The 16,859-nt window shown below is 69.1% G+C and carries 19 protein-coding genes; 10 read left to right on the plus strand and 9 right to left on the minus strand.

The genetic code is table 11. The features are described from left to right. Positions 1 to 39 precede the first annotated feature (39 nt). Together Aco03nite_RS45865 and Aco03nite_RS45870 are read left to right on the plus strand one after the other, a co-directional pair. Positions 40 to 303, plus strand: a complete 264-nt coding sequence (locus Aco03nite_RS45865) for a hypothetical protein (protein WP_203808222.1) — start codon at positions 40 to 42, stop codon at positions 301 to 303. A gap of 754 nt (positions 304 to 1,057) precedes the next feature. Beyond that, positions 1,058 to 1,255, plus strand: coding sequence for a hypothetical protein (locus tag Aco03nite_RS45870; RefSeq protein ID WP_203808224.1), 198 nt, complete (start codon positions 1,058 to 1,060; stop codon positions 1,253 to 1,255). A gap of 70 nt (positions 1,256 to 1,325) precedes the next feature. Here the strand turns inward: Aco03nite_RS45870 and Aco03nite_RS45875 are convergent, their stop codons facing one another. Both Aco03nite_RS45875 and Aco03nite_RS45880 read right to left on the minus strand, forming a co-directional pair. After that, positions 1,326 to 2,345 (minus strand): hypothetical protein, encoded by a 1,020-nt coding sequence (locus Aco03nite_RS45875; RefSeq protein ID WP_203808226.1) that lies wholly within the window; start codon positions 2,343 to 2,345, stop codon positions 1,326 to 1,328. 59 nt (positions 2,346 to 2,404) lie between these two features. Beyond that, positions 2,405 to 4,117, minus strand: a complete 1,713-nt coding sequence (locus Aco03nite_RS45880) for an endo-1,4-beta-xylanase (protein ID WP_239145978.1) — start codon at positions 4,115 to 4,117, stop codon at positions 2,405 to 2,407. 210 nt (positions 4,118 to 4,327) lie between these two features. On the opposite strand from Aco03nite_RS45880, the gene Aco03nite_RS45885 reads away from it, so the two are divergent. Continuing rightward, positions 4,328 to 5,398: an NAD(P)/FAD-dependent oxidoreductase gene (locus tag Aco03nite_RS45885; protein ID WP_203808230.1), complete on the plus strand. Its 1,071-nt coding sequence runs from the start codon at positions 4,328 to 4,330 to the stop codon at positions 5,396 to 5,398. Between the two features lie 119 nt (positions 5,399 to 5,517). On the opposite strand, the gene Aco03nite_RS45890 is transcribed toward Aco03nite_RS45885, so the two are convergent. Further along, the gene (locus Aco03nite_RS45890) at positions 5,518 to 6,048 is read right to left on the minus strand and encodes a MarR family winged helix-turn-helix transcriptional regulator (RefSeq protein WP_203808232.1); all 531 of its coding nucleotides are present in this window, start codon (positions 6,046 to 6,048) and stop codon (positions 5,518 to 5,520) included. Between the two features lie 196 nt (positions 6,049 to 6,244). On the opposite strand from Aco03nite_RS45890, the gene Aco03nite_RS45895 reads away from it, so the two are divergent. The 3 genes from Aco03nite_RS45895 (at position 6,245) to Aco03nite_RS45905 (ending at position 7,971) form a co-directional block, all read left to right on the plus strand. Further along, positions 6,245 to 6,568: a nuclear transport factor 2 family protein gene (locus Aco03nite_RS45895; RefSeq protein ID WP_203808234.1), complete on the plus strand. Its 324-nt coding sequence runs from the start codon at positions 6,245 to 6,247 to the stop codon at positions 6,566 to 6,568. A 161-nt stretch (positions 6,569 to 6,729) separates the two neighbouring features. Then, positions 6,730 to 7,560: an SDR family NAD(P)-dependent oxidoreductase gene (locus tag Aco03nite_RS45900; protein WP_203808236.1), complete on the plus strand. Its 831-nt coding sequence runs from the start codon at positions 6,730 to 6,732 to the stop codon at positions 7,558 to 7,560. Between the two features lie 66 nt (positions 7,561 to 7,626). Continuing rightward, positions 7,627 to 7,971, plus strand: a complete 345-nt coding sequence (locus tag Aco03nite_RS45905; RefSeq protein ID WP_203808238.1) for a hypothetical protein — start codon at positions 7,627 to 7,629, stop codon at positions 7,969 to 7,971. Positions 7,972 to 8,158: 187 nt separating this feature from the next. Here Aco03nite_RS45905 and Aco03nite_RS45910 read toward each other — a convergent pair whose 3' ends face one another. Genes Aco03nite_RS45910 through Aco03nite_RS45925 form a run of 4 tightly spaced genes read right to left on the minus strand, consistent with a single transcriptional unit; the run spans position 8,159 to position 11,609 of the window. After that, positions 8,159 to 8,809: a response regulator gene (locus tag Aco03nite_RS45910; protein ID WP_203808240.1), complete on the minus strand. Its 651-nt coding sequence runs from the start codon at positions 8,807 to 8,809 to the stop codon at positions 8,159 to 8,161. After that, positions 8,806 to 9,990 (minus strand): sensor histidine kinase, encoded by a 1,185-nt coding sequence (locus Aco03nite_RS45915; RefSeq protein ID WP_203808242.1) that lies wholly within the window; start codon positions 9,988 to 9,990, stop codon positions 8,806 to 8,808. The genes Aco03nite_RS45910 and Aco03nite_RS45915 overlap by 4 nt, the downstream gene beginning before the upstream one ends. A gap of 9 nt (positions 9,991 to 9,999) precedes the next feature. Continuing rightward, positions 10,000 to 10,707, minus strand: a complete 708-nt coding sequence (locus tag Aco03nite_RS45920; protein WP_203808244.1) for a hypothetical protein — start codon at positions 10,705 to 10,707, stop codon at positions 10,000 to 10,002. Beyond that, the gene (locus Aco03nite_RS45925) at positions 10,704 to 11,609 is read right to left on the minus strand and encodes an ATP-binding cassette domain-containing protein (RefSeq protein ID WP_203808246.1); all 906 of its coding nucleotides are present in this window, start codon (positions 11,607 to 11,609) and stop codon (positions 10,704 to 10,706) included. The genes Aco03nite_RS45920 and Aco03nite_RS45925 overlap by 4 nt, the downstream gene beginning before the upstream one ends. A gap of 316 nt (positions 11,610 to 11,925) precedes the next feature. Here Aco03nite_RS45925 and Aco03nite_RS45930 point away from each other — a divergent pair, with 316 nt between their 5' ends. The 3 genes from Aco03nite_RS45930 to Aco03nite_RS53735 all read left to right on the plus strand — a co-directional run bounded on the left by Aco03nite_RS45930 (position 11,926) and on the right by Aco03nite_RS53735 (position 15,703). Continuing rightward, a complete protein-coding gene (locus Aco03nite_RS45930) occupies positions 11,926 to 12,513 on the plus strand; it encodes a DUF6461 domain-containing protein (RefSeq protein ID WP_203808249.1) in 588 nt (195 codons plus the stop codon). A gap of 105 nt (positions 12,514 to 12,618) precedes the next feature. Continuing rightward, a complete protein-coding gene (locus tag Aco03nite_RS45935) occupies positions 12,619 to 14,121 on the plus strand; it encodes a NucA/NucB deoxyribonuclease domain-containing protein (protein ID WP_203808251.1) in 1,503 nt (500 codons plus the stop codon). Between the two features lie 235 nt (positions 14,122 to 14,356). Then, the gene (locus tag Aco03nite_RS53735) at positions 14,357 to 15,703 is read left to right on the plus strand and encodes a ricin-type beta-trefoil lectin domain protein (protein ID WP_239145979.1); all 1,347 of its coding nucleotides are present in this window, start codon (positions 14,357 to 14,359) and stop codon (positions 15,701 to 15,703) included. 37 nt (positions 15,704 to 15,740) lie between these two features. Here Aco03nite_RS53735 and Aco03nite_RS45945 read toward each other — a convergent pair whose 3' ends face one another. Continuing rightward, entirely contained in the window at positions 15,741 to 16,184 is a 444-nt protein-coding gene (locus Aco03nite_RS45945; RefSeq protein WP_203808253.1) for a DUF6346 domain-containing protein, read from the minus strand. Continuing rightward, positions 16,181 to 16,645, minus strand: a complete 465-nt coding sequence (locus tag Aco03nite_RS45950; protein WP_203808255.1) for a hypothetical protein — start codon at positions 16,643 to 16,645, stop codon at positions 16,181 to 16,183. The genes Aco03nite_RS45945 and Aco03nite_RS45950 overlap by 4 nt, the downstream gene beginning before the upstream one ends. Here Aco03nite_RS45950 and Aco03nite_RS45955 point away from each other — a divergent pair. Next, complete coding sequence (locus tag Aco03nite_RS45955) at positions 16,622 to 16,759, plus strand: hypothetical protein (RefSeq protein ID WP_203808257.1); 138 nt, start codon at positions 16,622 to 16,624, stop codon at positions 16,757 to 16,759. The two genes, Aco03nite_RS45950 and Aco03nite_RS45955, sit on opposite strands and share 24 nt — an antisense overlap. Positions 16,760 to 16,859: the final 100 nt, after the last annotated feature.

Consider the following 16,859-nt stretch of genomic DNA (forward strand, 5'->3'; position numbering starts at 1 on the left):
TGCTTACGCTGAGTACGCCAACGACTTCGAGGAGTTGCCGTGGTTTATGACGACGACCCCAACGATCCACCTCAACAGGAGTTCACCACCGGCGATATGCCGATGCCGGCACCGATACCACCGCCATCACCCGAGCTGTACGACCTGATCGCCGAGGTCGTGAAGGACTACTGGGACGAGGGCTTGGCCCGCAAACTGGCAGAATCGCGGCGGAGACAGAGAGCCCGACAGGTCCAGCCGCTGTACGAACTCACCAAGGGAATGGTCCTCTGGGTGCAGAAGACATTGCACCCGGGCGGATGATCAGCAGGCAGCGTTCCGCTCGTCCGCTTCACAAGTTTGGGCATTTCAGGTCAGTGTGAATCGACGGTATCCGCGCTGACCCGTTCACGATGCCTCGCTGCACCGGAAACGGACGCCCCGGCTGCGACCAATTCGTCTCCCCGGACCGGCAGCTGAGCTCCGAGGCGATGAGCGACCACCGTCGCACGGACCGCAACCGGGCTCGCTGAGCGTGCACCGGCCCACGTGGCCGCAGCCAAGTTCGCCTGACGGTGACGTCATCTGCCATCGCGGCAATCCGGTCAACGACACGGACGGCACTGGAGTGACGTCCGTGTCGATATCCCTCGCGTGGTCAAAATTGCGCGTAGCCGCCGTCGACGAACAGTTCCGCGCCGTTGCCGAAGGTGCGCCCGCGGGCGCGAGAAAGAGTGCGGCGCCGGCCAGGTCAGCGGGTTCGCCGAGGCGGCCCGATGGGGTCCGGTCGGCGGCCCAGTCGCGGGCACCGGCGAACTCCGCGTCGGACAGCGGAGTTTTGTCCGGCCGGGGCAGGCCGAGCCGTTCCCGGGTGGGACCGGAGCGACCGGCTTGGTGACCGTGGCTTGCTCACCGCCATCAAGATCCCCGGCGAGGTCGGAGACGTCACCCGCTTCCGGCCACGTGCCCGGCGATGTCACCCCCGCGCCGCAGCGAAGCGTTAAGACGCAGGTGACGGGGGTATTCGCCGGACGGGCGGGCTTCCTACGCCCTCCGCCAGCGTTGTGAGGAGATCACCGTGTCGCAGAACCCGGAGCAGGACGCCGCCCATGAGGCGAAGGCCCAGGACGAGGGGGTACCGGACGAGAACGGCGACGGCCGCCGAGTCGGCGAGTCGGCGGCGCCGCAGGCCACCGGGGAGTGGGGCAGCGTTCTCGAGGAGGATCTCCCGCCGGTGGTGCCGGACGCGGAGGTCGAGGTGTCCGAGACGCGATGACCCACGCAGCCACCTGCGTGTTCCACGACACGGGAAGTGCCGGCAGGACAGGCGGGTGACCCCGGCCCTCTCAGAACAGTGCGGCGGTCCGGAAGATCTCCACCTGTTCCGGGGCCGGGGGCAGGAAGTGGTTGTAACGGCTCGGCACCGCCAGCAGGTCCTCGTTCGCGCAGTGCCACAGGTCGCCGCCGGTCAGGGCGGCCGGGGGCCGCTCGGGGAGGACCGTGTCGCCGTCGATGCGTACCATCGTGATCTCGCTCAGGTGCCGGCTGCCGGCCAGGACCACGCCGAGGCGGGGGAGGGCGGCCAGCCGCTGGGCTCCGGCCATCGCCTTGACGCCGGCGACCGCGGTCAGGTCGCCGGCCCGGTGCTGCCACAGGTGTACCTTCTCGCCGTCGAAGCTGACCAGCCGGTCCGGGCTGAGGAAGGCCACCTGGTGCAGCTCCCGGTCGACCGGGGCGCTGGCCAGGGTCCGGCCGTGCTCGTCGAGCAGGACCAGGCTGTCGCCGCCGGCGGCGAGGCGGCCGCTGTCCCGGTCGGCGGCGAGACACGCCACCGGTCCGGGCCGCCCGGCCACGTCGACACCGGCGATGCCACCGATCAGGAGATCACCCTCGTACGTCAGGGCCGCCACCCCGGTAGCCGTACCGACCATCGGGTTGATCCCGGCCTGTCCCACCAGCACCGCGCGCTGGGAGGCGGTGTAGTGCACCAGCGCGCCGGGTTCCAGCATGTCGCCGCGATGCTGCCAGTCGGCGACGAACACACCGTCGCCGGAATGCACCACCGACACGTGGTAGGCCTGCAGGTCGTACTCGTACCGCAGGGTGCCGTCCTCGGTGGAATAGACGCCGAGGTGCACGTCCGGGGTGCCGTTGACCCGCTCGCCGCCGGAGGCGACAGCCAGCTCGCGGCCGTCCGGGGAGAAGGAACCGTCCGAGCAGCGGCCCTCGACCTCGAACCAGACGGTGCCCGGCTTCGGCGCGAACGTGCGGGGGTAACGACCGTCCCGGCTGCGGCCGATCTCCGGCGCGAGCCCGAGTCCGAGATCGCCGTCGTCATGTTTCTTCTTGCGCCAGCCGAACACCATGGGTCCTACCATCTCCTGGGGCGGCGGGTGCGGTCCAGCATCCAGCAAGACCAAAGGCATCACCGGCGGGCGGCTCGTAGGGTGTCCCGCAGGGCGGCGACCGCGGGCTTCGGGCGTAATTGCTGGTCCCACGGCAGTTCGTCACCGGTTTCGAGGGGATAGCTGTCGTGTTCGGCGGTGGAGCCGTAGCGATCGGTGATACCCCAGATGCTGAACGAGGTGCAGGTCGGTTCGGACAGGCAGGCGCCGAGTACGCCGGCGAACTGGCCGGCCTGGACGCTCGGTGATTCGCCGTACACGTCGATCTCGGAGATGCGCGCGGACAGGCCGAGTTCGGCCAGGTCGGCGATGTGGGACCGGAGCACCGCGGGGTCGACGTGGTCACCGGCTTCATGGATGTGGCTCTGGAAGCCGACGCCGTCGATGGGCACGCCACGTTCCTGGAGGCGGACGACCAGGTCGTACAGGGCGTCCCAGCGGGGGCCGTCGGCCTCGGCACCGAACTCGTTGAGGTACAGCTTCGCCTCGGGGTCGGCGGCGCGGGCGGCGATGAAGGCCTTGTCGATGTACGACTCGCCCATCGCTTCCTGCCACAGGTGCTCGCGCAGACCGGGACGGCCGTCGGGTCCGTCATCGTCCGGCGACAACGGTTCGTTGACCACGTCCCATTCCGCGACCCGGCCACGGTAGTGACCGGCGACGGTCCGGATATGTTCGGTCATCACGCGTTCCCGGTCGGCGAGGGCGACCTGTTGCATCCAGCGCGGGTTGGCCTCCCCGAAGACCAGGGTGTGCGCGTGCACCCTCATGTCGTTGGCGGCTGCGAAGTCGGCCAGCAGGTCACCCTCGGTGAAGTCGTAGGTGTCCGGCCCCGGGTGCACGAACTGGGGCTTGAGGGCGTTCTCGGTGGTGAGCATCGAGAACTGGGTGGCGGCGAGGGTGCGGTAGCCGTCGTCGCTGATCAGTGGTTCGGCTGCCATCGCGGCCCCGATCGGTAGCCGGCGGCCGGTGGTATCGGCCAGGACACGCAGGGAGTCCGGGGACTGGCTCGACTGTCCCGCCAGTGGGGTGTCACGGACTGCGACGCCGTCGGCGTCAAGTGCTGCCAGGGTCCAATCCGGCGCGCCGGGTACGGCGTCGACGCCGAAGGTGACGGAGCCGGCGTCGAATACGCCCGGATCGGGGACGGACACGCGAGTGTCGCCGGTGGACAGCATCAGGACGCCGCCGTGACGTTCGAACGTGACGGTGATCGTGGCGGGTGACGTGATCGGCGCGGTTCGGTCCGCGACCGGTGCGGCGGAACGGCCGTCCCAGACGGTCAGTTTCAGGTCTCGGTCCGAGACGGTGACTCGCAGGCCCCGCCGGTTCTGTAACCATTCGTCGTAGACGATCGGGACCTCGCCGTACAGGTACAGCGACGCGATCTGGCCGGCCGGACGGTGCAACGTCGCGCTGACCTGGAAGTCACCGTGAACCGTGAGCTGCGGGCCGCGCAGGTTGACCGGGGGATGGGGTTGCCCGCCCGTGCCGTCCTGCTCCACGATCTGCCGTCCCAGGCCGTGGATGCGCACGCCGCCGGATCCGACGGTCCCTCCCGGCAGGTGACTCCAGTCCCCGGCGAGCAGGTCCACCCGGCCGGACGCGGGGGCGGTGCCGGATGCGGTCGGCCGGGTATCCCGGTCACCGGACGGATCGCAGGCGGCGCCGCCTGCGAGCAGACACAGCCCGGATACGAACAGGGCAAGGCGGGCGCGGAAGACGTTCGGCACGGGTCCTCGTGGAGTCGACGTTGAAGGAATGCCCGACAGTACCGAGTAGCGGCGTCCAGGGCGTGGGTTCCTGGCGTAGGCGCCGGCACCCCCGTAGAGGGCGAGGACTTCGTCGCAGACAGGTTGACTCATTCGCGGACTTGCCATTTCGGCAAACTAACTTGCCATACTTGCGGAGGTTGGGTGACAGTGGCGGCGGAGGTGGTCACCATGATCGAGAACGAATTCACCGAGGTGGACACGGATGTGCTGGTGATCGGCGGTGGGGCCGCCGGCCTGGCCGCGGCGACATCGCTGGCCCGGTTCCGGCACCGGGTCGCCGTGGTTGATGCCGGGCAGCCGCGCAACGCCTCCGCCGACGGGGTGCACAATTACCTGTCCCGCGACGGGCTGCCGCCGGCCGAACTGGTCGCCGCGGGACGGCGGGAGCTCCGCGGATACGGCGGGCAGATCATCGACGGTGCGGTGACCGCCGTCCGGCACGCCACACCGGGGGCGGTGTCCGCGCCGCGGTTCACTGTCGAACTCGCCGGCGGCGGCACATTGACGGCACGCCGGGTGTTGGTGGCCAGTGGCCTGGTTGACGAACTGCCGAACATCACGGGCCTGGCCGTACGGTGGGGCCGCGACGTGCTGCACTGCCCGTACTGCCACGGGTGGGAGGTCCGCGACCAGCGACTGGCCGTACTCGCCACCTCAGCGGTGGCGCTGCACGCGGTGCTGTTGTGGCGGCAGCTCAGCGAGCGGCTGACCGTCGTCCTCGACCCTGGGGTGGAGCCCAGCGAGCAGCAGTGGGAGCGGTTCGCCGCCCGCGGCGTCGAGGTGGTCATCGGCCCGGTCGAGGAGGTCGTCGTGGCCGGGGACCGGTTGACCGGGATGCGCCTGGCCGGTGGGCACGTCGTGAACTGCGACGCGCTGGCGATCAGCAACACCCTGCACGCCCGGGTGGGTTTCCTGGAGCCGCTCGGGCTGGTCCCGGTGCCGTTCATGATGGGCGAAACCGTCGTGGGCAGCCGACTGGAAGCGGGCCCGACGGGCGCGACCGCGGTGCCGGGGGTGTATGCGGCGGGTAACGCCACCGACCTGTTCGCGCAGGTAGCCGGCTCGGTCGCCGCAGCTCTGACGGTCGCGGCCGCCGTGAACAGCTCGCTGATCGAGGAGGACGCCGACCTGGCCGTCCGGTCCGCGACCGCACCCCTGGAGGAAGAATCGGTGTTCTCCGCGGCCGCCGAGCGCCAGGTCTGCGAGCAGGTTCTGGGTGACCGTCGGCACGGGCTGTGACCGAACAAACCGGCAAGGAGATGGAGCGTCTGGCTGGCCTCCCGGGGCTGGCGGGTGCCGGCCGTCGACGTGTCGGGACCGAGCCGGCACGCACCCGTGCCCGCGCGGAACGTCGCGATCTAGCCCTCCGGGGGAAGGAGGCCCCGTTCGAGCATGCGGTCGGCTGAGGTGATGGCGTCCTTCACGAATCTTTCGGTGAGCTCGGTGTAGGTGCGGACGTCGGCGGCCGACCAGCCCGCGATGACTTCGGAGATCATTCGGTCACCCAGTGCGTAAACGCTGCGGGCCGCGGCCTCACCGGCCTCGGTGAGCCTGATGAGGGTTGCCCGGCCGTCGGAGGGGTCCGTCGTTCGCTCGACCAGGCCGTCGCCTTCGAGCCGCCGAATGATCTTGCTGACGTGTGATGCCCCGGTCGCGAGGACCTCGGAAAGTGCGGTCGGCCGCATCGGGCCCCAGGCCAGAAGGTGCCTCAGGGTCTGGTGCGACTGCTGATCGATGGTCTCCCCGCTCTTGGCGAGGATCTCTCCCTGTAGGGCGGGCGAGTCCCACAGAAGGATGAGCGCGCTGAGGTTGGCGAGCAGTTCGGAGCGGTACGGGAAGTCGCTCGCGTGTAGAGATCGTGCCCGGCCGGCATCTGCAGTGTTACCCACGCCGGAACTCTACTGTCCGGCGCCGCAGAAGTCCCGAAAACTAGTGTCCCTGGGGACAGTAAATTCGTGATACTGTCCTTCAGGACAGCAAAACGGGTAGTTGCCGCAGGGGAAGTCGCCTCGCCTCTGACGTCTCCGGAAGTGCTGTCGAGCAGGTCTGGCCGCACTCGCGTCCAGGCAGTGAAAGGGGAGAACCGTGAGTGACATCAATCTGCCCGAGGCCGTCGGGAGCTTCGTCGCCGCCGCCAATGCCCACGACGCCGAAGCGCTGTTCGGGGTCTTCGCGGACGGCGCTGTCGTTCGCGACGACGGCAGCACCCTCACCGGCGAGGCGGAGATCCGCGGCTGGATCCAGTCGCACATGATCGGTCCGCGGGTCGTGCTCTCGCCGACCCCGTTCGAGGACGGTCGTCTCGTGGCCTCGTCCAACGCCGACCTGCCGGGCGGGCCGTGGCCCTTCGCGTTCGACTTCGTCACGAAGGACAACCGCGTCAGCGCCTTGACGATCACCCAGGCGTAACGGTCAGCAGGTCGGGGCCGTGCCGGTCGTGACCAGGCCGGCTTGCTTGCGGCTCCATGCCGCACGCCGCATCGGAGGGCCGGCAGATGTCGCCAGTTCCAGCAGGTCCGATCCAGAACGTATAGCTGAGCATCAGTATTTAAAGCGAAAAGAGGAAGTTCATGAAGACTTGGTTCATCACCGGTGGTACGCCCGGAGGTTTCGGCCTGGTCTACGCCGAGGCCGCACTCGCGCAGGGTGATCAGGTGGCCGTAACCGCGCGTCGGCCTGCTGAATTGCGGGAGTGGGCGGCGCCGTACGGCGATCGAGTTCTGGTCGTCCCGCTCGACGTCACCGATGCCGGGCAGGTGCGTGCGGCGGTCGCGTCGGCGGAGGAGCGGTTCGGCGGGATCGATGTGCTGGTCAACAATGCGGGTCGTGGCTGGTACGGCTCGATCGAGGGTGCCCCTGACGAGACGGTCCGTCGTACGTTCGATCTGAATCTGTTCGCTGTGGTCGACGTGATCCGGGCGGTTCTGCCGGGTATGCGGGCGCGCGGTAGCGGCTGGATCGTGAACATGTCGTCGGTGGCCGGTCTGGTCGGTTCACCGGGGTTCGGTTACTACACGGCGGCGAAGTTCGCGATCGAGGGACTCACCGAGACGCTGCGGCAGGAGGTCGAGCCGTTCGGGGTGCGGGTGCTCGCGGTGGAGCCGGGGGCGTTCCGTACCAGTGCCTTCTCCTATTTCCAGAACGAGCCTGTCGACGAGACCGTCGACGCCTATGTGGCGATGGTCGAAGGGGTCAAGGCGGCGTTCGTGGACCACAACGGCAAGCAGGCGGGTGACCCGCAACGCGGCGTGCAGGCCGTGATCAGCGCGATGAGCGCACCCGTCGCGCCGCACCGCATCGTGCTCGGCAACTCCGGCTACGACGTCGTCGTCGCCATGCACGAGAACGCCCTCACCGAACTGCGCGCGAACGAGAAGCTCTCCCGCAGTGCGGACTTCTGAATCTGTTTCCAGAACCTCAGGTGATAGGTCGGCAGTCTGGACAGCCGCTTCCTTGGTCGCCATGTCATGGACGACATGTCGGCCGAGGGGCGGTTCATCGGGCATGGAAGTCAGGCAACGGCACAGCTGGTCGACGATCTCCATCTGGATCTTCTGCCGGCTGCGCTGGACGAACGACGAATCGCGATCCTCGCTATCGGGCACTGTCGACCGGCCAGTTCCCGGCGCTCCATCCGCCGTGAGCTCGATGGAGAAGCGACAATTCACCCTCGCAGGATGGTCCCCAATGCCGATGATCCTGCCACCACTATACCGATCGATCGTCAACCCGACGGGCCGCCGAAATCAAGCCGGTTGCATATTCTCCGGGATTCGGCAAACCCGTATTTCTCCGGTATTCGCGGCGACTAATAGAATTGGACAAGTCAAATGCGGACAGCGGTTGTACAGCAGGCGGCGGCCACCATCGGGGCCGGTGATGCAAGTCGGTCAGACCATGTCGGACCGCTCACGCCCGGCAGCCGCGGCACGGCTCGCCTCGCCTTCCGTGCCCGCCGGATCGGCAGGCAGAGCACAGAACCGCTGTCCGACACCGGCCCTACTCGGCGAGGCCTGCCCGGTAGGCGTAAACAGCCGCTTGTACCCGGCTGGTGAGGCCGAGTTTGCCGAGCAGGGCACTCACGTGGATTTTCACGGTGCCCGCGGCCAGGTGCAGGCGGCTGCCGATCTCGGCGTTGGACAACCCGGCTCCGACCAGTGCGAGCACCTCGCGCTCCCGGGGTGTGAGGGCCTGCACCCCGCTGCGGGCGGCCAGCCGGTTGCGTAGTTCACCCCCGTGCAGCACGTGGACGATCCGGTGCGCGACTGCGGGGGCGAGCACCGTACCGCCGTTCATCGCGGCTTTGATCCCACCGATCAGCTCGTACGGGTCACCGGATTTGAGCAGGAAACCATGAACGCCGGCGTCCAGCGCACGGGCGATGTACCGGTCCTCGTCGAACGTCGTGATGATCATGACGCGGAGCGCGGGGTGCCCGGCACGCAGCGACTCGGCCGCGGTCAGGCCGTCCATGCCCGGCATCCGGATGTCGAGCAGCGCCACATCGGGCCGTGACCGCTCGACCGCCGCCAGCGCGGCCCGGCCGTCTGCCACCTCGGCCACCACCTGCAGTTCCGGATCGGAGGCCAGCACGGTGTTCAACCCGGCGCGTACCAGCGGCTGATCATCGGCCAGCAGAATCCTGATCACCGATTCCGCCCGGTACGATCTTCCAACCGGGACACCCGGTTCCCCGAGAAACAGACCAGATAGTTCCCGTACGCCAACGGATAGTTCCCATCGGTGAAGTAGCGGCATCCCGGCCTGCTCGGACCATCCAACCGGACCGGCGCCTGCCGCCCGGGCAGCACCCGGATCGCAGCCGTCTGCGGCATACCGACCCACAGCCCGGCGAACGCCCGCTCCTCCATCGACGCGTCACGGACCGCCCAGGTGTAGAAGCCGGTCGCCATCACGAGCAGCACCGCAAACGGGATCACGACCGTACCTGCCAGCATCCGCCGGGCCCGGCGCCGCCGGGACCGGTAGTCGTCGTCGAGCCGCCCACCGTCCTGATCCAGGTCGGCCGGCACCTCGGCGACCACCTGGAACACACCATCGGTGACACCAGCCGTCAGCGAACCGCCGGCCTGCTCGAGACGCGCCGACAACATGACCAGCCCGGTGCCCGGCCGACCCGTAGCCGCCGGTTCCGGCACCGGGTTGGTGATCCTCACCCGCCGACCGGTGAAGGTGACGGTCACCGGAGCGCCGGGCGCGTGCCGGACGGCGTTGGACAGCGCCTCGGTGACGAGCCGGGCCACCAACGCTCCTCCGGGCACGGTGCCCCTGACCTCGAGGGCCATCCCCGCCTCCCGGGCCCGGCCGAGCACTGTCGCAACGTCGGCATCCGCATCGACGTCCAGCAGATCCACGATGCGGCGTACGGTCTCGATCGCCGCCGCCGAACCCGCGCGAACCACCGCGGCCTTCGTCCGAGTCTCCGGATCCCGCGCCGTCACCTGGATCCCGGCCGCCTGCAACGACAGCAGAGCCAGGTCATGCCCCAGCGTGTCGTGCAGGTCGGCAGCGATCCGGGCCCGCTCGTGCAGCCGCGCGTCGCGGGCGTGCGCCCAGCCCTGCTCGACGAACTCGCGACGCAACCGGCGGTAGGCCCCGGCCAGCGCCGCGAACACGGCGAGCACCACCACGACCTGATCGACGAGCCAGGACGCCGTGTCCTGGGTACGCGCGACGCCGACCGCGGCGGCCACCTCCACCACACTGAGCAGCGCGATCACCGCCCAGACGCGACTACGTCCCCCGCACACCAGGCAGCCGCCGACCACGGCTGCCGCCGCGAGCACGTACCACTGGCCCCACCCGTGCATGCCCACACCCTAAGCATCCCGGCGGGCCAGCAAGAACCCGGCCGTCAGCTGGGCGGCGGCGGTCCAGGCCGCAAAAACCCACAGATGGTGTACGCCGTCGCCGGACGCGAACGCGGCGGCCGCACCGGCCGGAAGATACTGACCGATCCGGGGGTCGACCAGTTGCAGTCCGATGAGCAACACGAACATCGTCGTCAGGGTGCCGGCGGCGCTGCGCAACCCGAACCCGGCCGCGACGGTGAACATGCAGGCCAGCATCGCGATCACGGCCAGCCGCAGGCACGCCGCGACCGGCTCACCGGTTCCCGCATGATCGTCCAGCACCAGCGTGGCGGCAGCCCAGCCGGCCGCCGCCGATGCCAGACCGGCGGCGAACCCGGCGACGGCGGCGACCGCGGTCTTGGCGAGCAGCACGTCACGTCGCCGAGGACGGGCCAGCAAGGTGGACCGGATCATTCCGGTGCCGTACTCGGAGGTGACCACCAGCATCGCCAGCGCGACGAGAGCAAGCTGGCCGAGCTGCATCGCCTGCGTCAGCGGGTCCAGCACAGCCAGCGTCGCGGACCCGGGCAGACGTCCCTGTGCGACGTCGTACCGGAAATCGTTGGCCAGTGTCGTGGCCATGCCGACGGTGAGAAGCACCGCGGCGACCACACAGAACCAGGGGGAGCGCAGCGACCAGGTCTTGCCCCACTCGGCGGTGATCGCGTTCCTCATGCCGCCACCGCCACGTACTCGGCCTCGTTCTCGACCAGGCGGACGTACGCGTCCTCCAGGGTCGGCGCGTCGGTACGCAACTCGCGCAGCACCGCCCCGGCCTGCTGAGCCCGATGGCCCACCGTCGCCGCGGGCAGGCCGTGGACCCGCAGACGGTCCGCACCGACCTGCTCGCCGTGTTCACCCAGCGCCGCCGTCAGCAGCCGGAAGGAGCCGTCGTCCGCCGTCGCCACCTCGACGGTGGCGTGCTGCCCGCCGGTGAACTCGGCGATCGTCGCGTCTGCGAGCAGCCGGCCCCGGCCGAGCACCACGACGCGGTCGGCGATCAGCGCCACCTCGCTCATCAGATGGCTGGAGACCAGGACCGTGCGCCCGTCACCGGCCCACCGCCGTACCAGTTCGCGCACCCACCGCACGCCGTCGGCGTCGAGGCCGTTGACCGGCTCGTCGAGGATGATCGTGCTCGGGTCGCCGAGCATCGCGCCGGCGATCCCGAGCCGCTGTGCCATCCCCAGCGAATAGGTTCCGGCACGTCTGCCGGCGACGGTACCGATCCCCACCGCCTCCACCACGGCCTCGACCCGGGCCCGCGGAAACCCGTTGTAGCGGGCCAGCGCCAGCAGGCCGGCACGCCCGGTACGCCGCGGGTGGAAGGCCCGCGCGTCCAGATGGGCGCCGACCAGCCGCAGCGGGTTGCGCAGCTCGGCGTACCGCCGGCCGTCGATCAGGGCGGTTCCGGAGGTGGGCCGGTCCAGGCCGAGCACCATGCGCATGGCGGTGGACTTCCCGGCGCCGTTGGGCCCGAGCAGAGCGGTGACCTTGCCCGATGGCACGGTCACCGTGACCCGGTCCACCGCCGTCCGGTCCCCATACCGTTTCGTCAGTTCGTGAAGCTCGATCATGGAATCTAGCGTCGCGGGGATTCCGGGCGCGCACATCTCCCGCCGGTCAGCGGCCACCTATGCCGTTCGGCATACCTCGCCCGGCCGCGGAGCGGCGGCCTGCACATGCGGCTCAGGGGTACGGGCAGAGGCGCGCGGTCCCTACCTGCCTGTTCTCCGGGGGGTGCCAACGTCGATGTCGGTACCGTTCGGACGGTCTTTGCTGCCGGAGTCGGCTGGTGGGACTGTCGGCGATGTCGGGTGCGCCACCGGAACGGGGTGGACACGACATTCATCTAGCTGTATCAATTTCCTGCGAAAGACGGGGGAGTTGTCGATGGCGGATCCGATTGACCTGACAGGCATGTTCGGTGAGGGCTGGTGCGTGACGCTCACGCGCGGCGACGTGTTCGAGGCCTTGTCCGGTATGGAGGTCGATCCGGCGGACTGCCGGCCGGTGCCGACTCTGGCGGACGCTGCCGGGTTGACCTGGCCGGTTCCCGGGGTGTTGCTCGTCGCCCGCGAGATCGGTGCGGGCCTGACTCTCGTGCTGGAGTTCGACGGCTCCACGGGCTGGGTCGGCGCCGACCCCGACGTGCTGGCCGTCCTGTCCGCCACCGGTGGCATGGCGTGTTCCATCTACAAGAACCCCAACCGCGAGGAATTGTCGTACGCCGCCGACGCCGACCTGGTCACCGGCTTGGACCCGGCCACGTTCCGCCGCTGGGGCAGCGCGCCGGAGCGTTTCGACGACACCCTGCGCGCGGCCGGATTTCCCGGCCCGGACGGTGACGGCGGCAGCAGCGACATCCTCGGCCTGCCCCCGTCGCAGCGGGCCGTCGCCGCGATGACCGTGCTCACCGGGACCGCGCTGACGGCAGCGATGTTCGACGGCCCCTGGGCCGCGGGGCCCAGCGCCCACTGACGGCGACCTCAGACTCCGGGCCCGTACCGGCCCGGCAACCCATGTGCAGTTCGGCCAGAAGGTGAGGGGACCAGCTTGGCACCGTACCGCAGAACAGGGAAAACAATGATCGCCGCAGCGGCCGCCGCGATGATCGTGGCCAGCACGTTGGCCGCGACCGAACCGGCAGCCGCCGCCGACCCGGCAGCCACCCCGAAGGAGGCGGCGGAGCGCTTCGAAGCGAACGTGACGCTGACCGAAGCCCAGTACCAGCAGATGCTCGACGAGGGAAAGCTGCGGGAGGCAGGCAAGACGACGCCGCCAGCGGTGTCGAAGCAGCAGACCGCGCAGCGGTCCACGGCGGTGGACACGGCGACACCACACGAGCCGGCACTGCCACCGGCGACCGCCGAACGGCAGGCCCGGCAGGCCGCCGCGCAGGAGGCGGCGACCTCCACCGACGAGGTCACCGTGACGGCCGCGCCGGCGATCGGCGACACCCCGGATCAGGCACTGGTGGACCAGTGCATGACCGACGACGCCGAGGACGGCTTCGGCCGGATCATGAACCGCTTCGTGTACTGCAAACGGTTCGAAACCTCGGTGAGCTTCTGGCGCTACCCGCTCGGCATCCCGGTGCTGGTCGGCCGGAACGAGTTCACCCTCGAACTGTTCGCCCATGGCGACGACCACGACCGGCGGATCCGGACGTTCGCCCGCGTGCAGGAGGGATCGGTCGACTACGACGTCTGGAGCCCGTTCGAGCGGCTGTTCGTTGCCCCGTACGTCCCGCTGGAACTCATCGCCAACTGCGTGGAGGACTTCAACACGTGCGCCGCGACGCGGGGACCGGTGACGCTGCCGTTCGTGGTGTGGGACAACAGTGACGACTGGTACTACTGGGACATCCGCGGGCAGGAGTCCGCGGGTGTCGGCCGTGACAAGATCTCCTACGCACAGTGGTACGTGCAGTTCCGCGGCCTCGGCCCCGGCGTTCCGGATCCGGGACACAGCGCGTACCGCCAGATCCGGTGCGACTCGGCCGACTACTTCAGGCTGGGTGCCGGGGTCTACCCGATGGCCTGCATCCACAACGAGGTGACACCGCACCTGACGATGAGTCGTTCGGACCTGGCGATCGGCGAGGTCGCCCGGCACATCGACCTGGCACAGCTGGAACCCAACCGGACGTACCCGCTGCTGGTGCCCTTGGGTTTCCCCGTCCCCCGGGACAAGGTGATCCCCGGCAGATACATCGCCGACGACGCTGCCGCGCCTGGTCTGCACCGGATCCGTGAGGCGGTGGACCCCGAGTACCAGGCGAACCGGGACCATGTGCGCGGTGCCTGTTACAAGGAGGGCCCGAACGCCGCCGAGTACGCCGATACCGGGCTGCCGGAACGACCGGACACCACTGTCGACCAGTGCGACGAGTACCCGATGGCTTCGACCCTGGAGGGCGCGGCCCATCCGGACTGGGACTTCTCGGTACGAGCCGTCGCGAAGAAGGCCAACAGCGACGCGGGCAACCTGGTCCGTGACTACTACGTGAACGACCGCATCCTGTCGGTGGACTTCACTCTGCCTCTGACCGACAACGACCGCTACTACGTCAACATCGTCGACTGAGCCATCCGACCGGTGCCGTTCGGCGTCCCTGGAGAGGGGCGTCGAACGGCGCGCCGACGTGTTCCTGGTCTGCACCGCGTCGGCCGGGAGCGCTGAGCAGGACGCCTAGCGACCGCCCGTACCGGCAGCCTTGGCTCTGTAAATAAACCTTTGTGATTGGTGTTGACGTACACCACTGGACCGGGCGACCGTATCCAGACGGCTCGGCATCTCTCCTGCGAAGGAACCCACCCCCATGGGACTCACCCCCACCCGCAAGATCGCCTTTGGTACGGCCATGGCCGCGACTGTCGCCGCATTCTCCGCCGTCGCGGTCGCCACCGCCCCCGGTAGCAGCGCCGCCGTCGGCTGTGGTGTGCTCTTCGACGACTTCGACTACTCGTCCCGCACCGACGCGGCACTGGGCCAGCGAGGGTGGAGCATCCGCAGCAATACCGGCGGCCCGGGAGTGAGCGGCGCACGCTGGCTGGCCGACAACGTGTCGTTCCCGACCGTGGACGGGCAGAAGGTCGCCCAACTGAGAGCAGTCACCGACGGCACCGCGGGCGGCACCTCACACGCCGAGTTCTCCCAGAGCAACCGCCGCTTCTTCGAAGGCACCTACCTGGCCCGGATCAAGTTCGCCGACGCCCCGGTCAGCGGCCCGGACGGCGATCATGTGAATCAGACCTTCTACACGATCTCCCCGCTGACCGCCCCGCGTGACCCGATGTACTCCGAGATGGACTTCTCCGAATACCTGCCCAACGGGGGCTGGGGCGAGCCGGGCCCGATCAACTACCAGACCACCTGGCACACCTACGTCGCCGACCCCTGGTACGCCGACAACCAGAGCAGCAAACAGGCACGCAGCATCAACGGCTGGCACGACGTCATGGCCACCGTTTCCGACGGTCACGTGCGCTACTACATCGACGGCGCGCTCGTCGGCGACCACTCCGGCAAGGTCTACCCCCGGCAGAACATGTCGATCGACTTCAACCAGTGGTTCATCGACCTGGCCGGGCACAGCGGCGGCACCAGCACCTACCTCCAGTCGATCGACTACCTCTACCACGCCAAACGACAGGTACTGAGTCCGGCGCAGGCATCCGCCGCGATCGGCGCCTACCGTTCCGCCGGCACCACACACGCCGACAACGTCGTCACCACGAACGACTGCGACCCCGGCGCGCCGCCCACCACCCCGCCGACGCCCGGCGCGACGATGCTGCAATCCACCTTCAGCGGCCGCTGCATCGACATCCCGAACGGCCTGCCGAACGACGGCACCCGTCTACAGATGTGGGACTGCAACGGCACCGACGCGCAGAAGTGGACACTCCACTCCGACGGCACCGTGCGGGCGATGGGCAAATGCATGGACCCGGCCGGTGGCGCCCTGACGAACGGCACCCCCCTCCAACTGGCCGACTGCAACACCAACCCGGTGCAACGGTTCACCCTCACCGCCGCCCGGACCCTGCTGAACATCTCCTCCGGCCGGTGCGCCGACATCAAGGACTGGGTCGGCACCAACGGCGCCACACTGCAACTCTGGGACTGCGCCGGCACCACCAACCAACTGTGGGGCAGACTCTGACCGGATCACGGGCACCCCTTCGAGCGCGCCGCGCTTTTCAGCCCTGGCCAGAGCGGCGTCGGCTGCGGTAGAGGCCGATGAAGGCGCCGGCCAGCGAAGCGGCTGCCAGGCCGTACAGAAGCCAGGATGTTGCGGTGTAAAGGGGCTTGGGTCCGCGGTCGGGGCGAGCGTAAGTGCCGGGTGTGATCTCGCCGAGGGTGATGTCGTGACCGAGTTCGGTGGCGTCGGCGAAGCCGGGACGGTCGACCGCGACGGTCTCCTTGGTGCCGTCCGGCCAGGTCACCTCGAAGTCGCAGTGGCTGGCGTAGCCGAAGCCGTTGCGGGTGACCGGTCCCTGCTCGCTGCAGAACCCGACGTTCGCGATGCCGGAGCGTTTCGTGTCGGCGAAATCCGGTTGGCTCTGGCGGGCCGCGGTCAGGCCGGACAGCCAGAGGACGGGCGCGAGCAGGATCAGCAGCAGGGACAGCAGTGGGCGCCTCATCGGGATTCACCGAACGTCCGGGCCTTGAGTTGCAGCATCTTCAGGCTCTGGTCGTTGATCATGCGGGCTGCGGCGGCTCCGACGGCGGTACCGAACGCGTTCTCGTCCAGCGACCGCAGAGTACCGGCGGCGATGGAGACGTTCCAGGTCCGCATGCCCTGCACCGCGATGGTGATCCGGCCGTCCGGGGAGGTGCCGGTCGCGGTGAGCTGCTCGCGGCCTTCGTAGAAGTCGTGGTCCGCGTCGTTCTGCGGGGTGCCGTCACCCGACCAGTCGCCCTCGTCCTCGAGAGCCCGCTGGTAGAAACGGGTGCGTTCGGCCCACAGGAGCCGGGCGACCTGTTCGAGCCGGCCGGCGAGACCGCTCTCGGTGGCGCTGTCGTAGTAGCCGGAGGAGCCACCCAGAACACCGTCAAACCGGCCTTCGACATCCCGTCGGTGCCGCAGGACGGGTTCGCCCACATCGACACGGCGGCCGACGCGCTGGCCGACTGGAACGGCCGCGCCGCCCGCGAGTTCAAGACCAACTACCTGGACCCGGCGGGATCATGCGGGAGGAAGGGCTGGAACGGTTGACGATGCGGCGGCCGGCCGCGCAGCTCGACACCGGCCCGGCTTCCTTTACGAGCTCCTGTCCGGCACACACGACCAGCGGATGCGCGGGGCCTCGGAGAGG

The organism is Actinoplanes couchii, from assembly GCF_016862075.1.
Lineage (GTDB): Bacteria > Actinomycetota > Actinomycetes > Mycobacteriales > Micromonosporaceae > Actinoplanes > Actinoplanes couchii.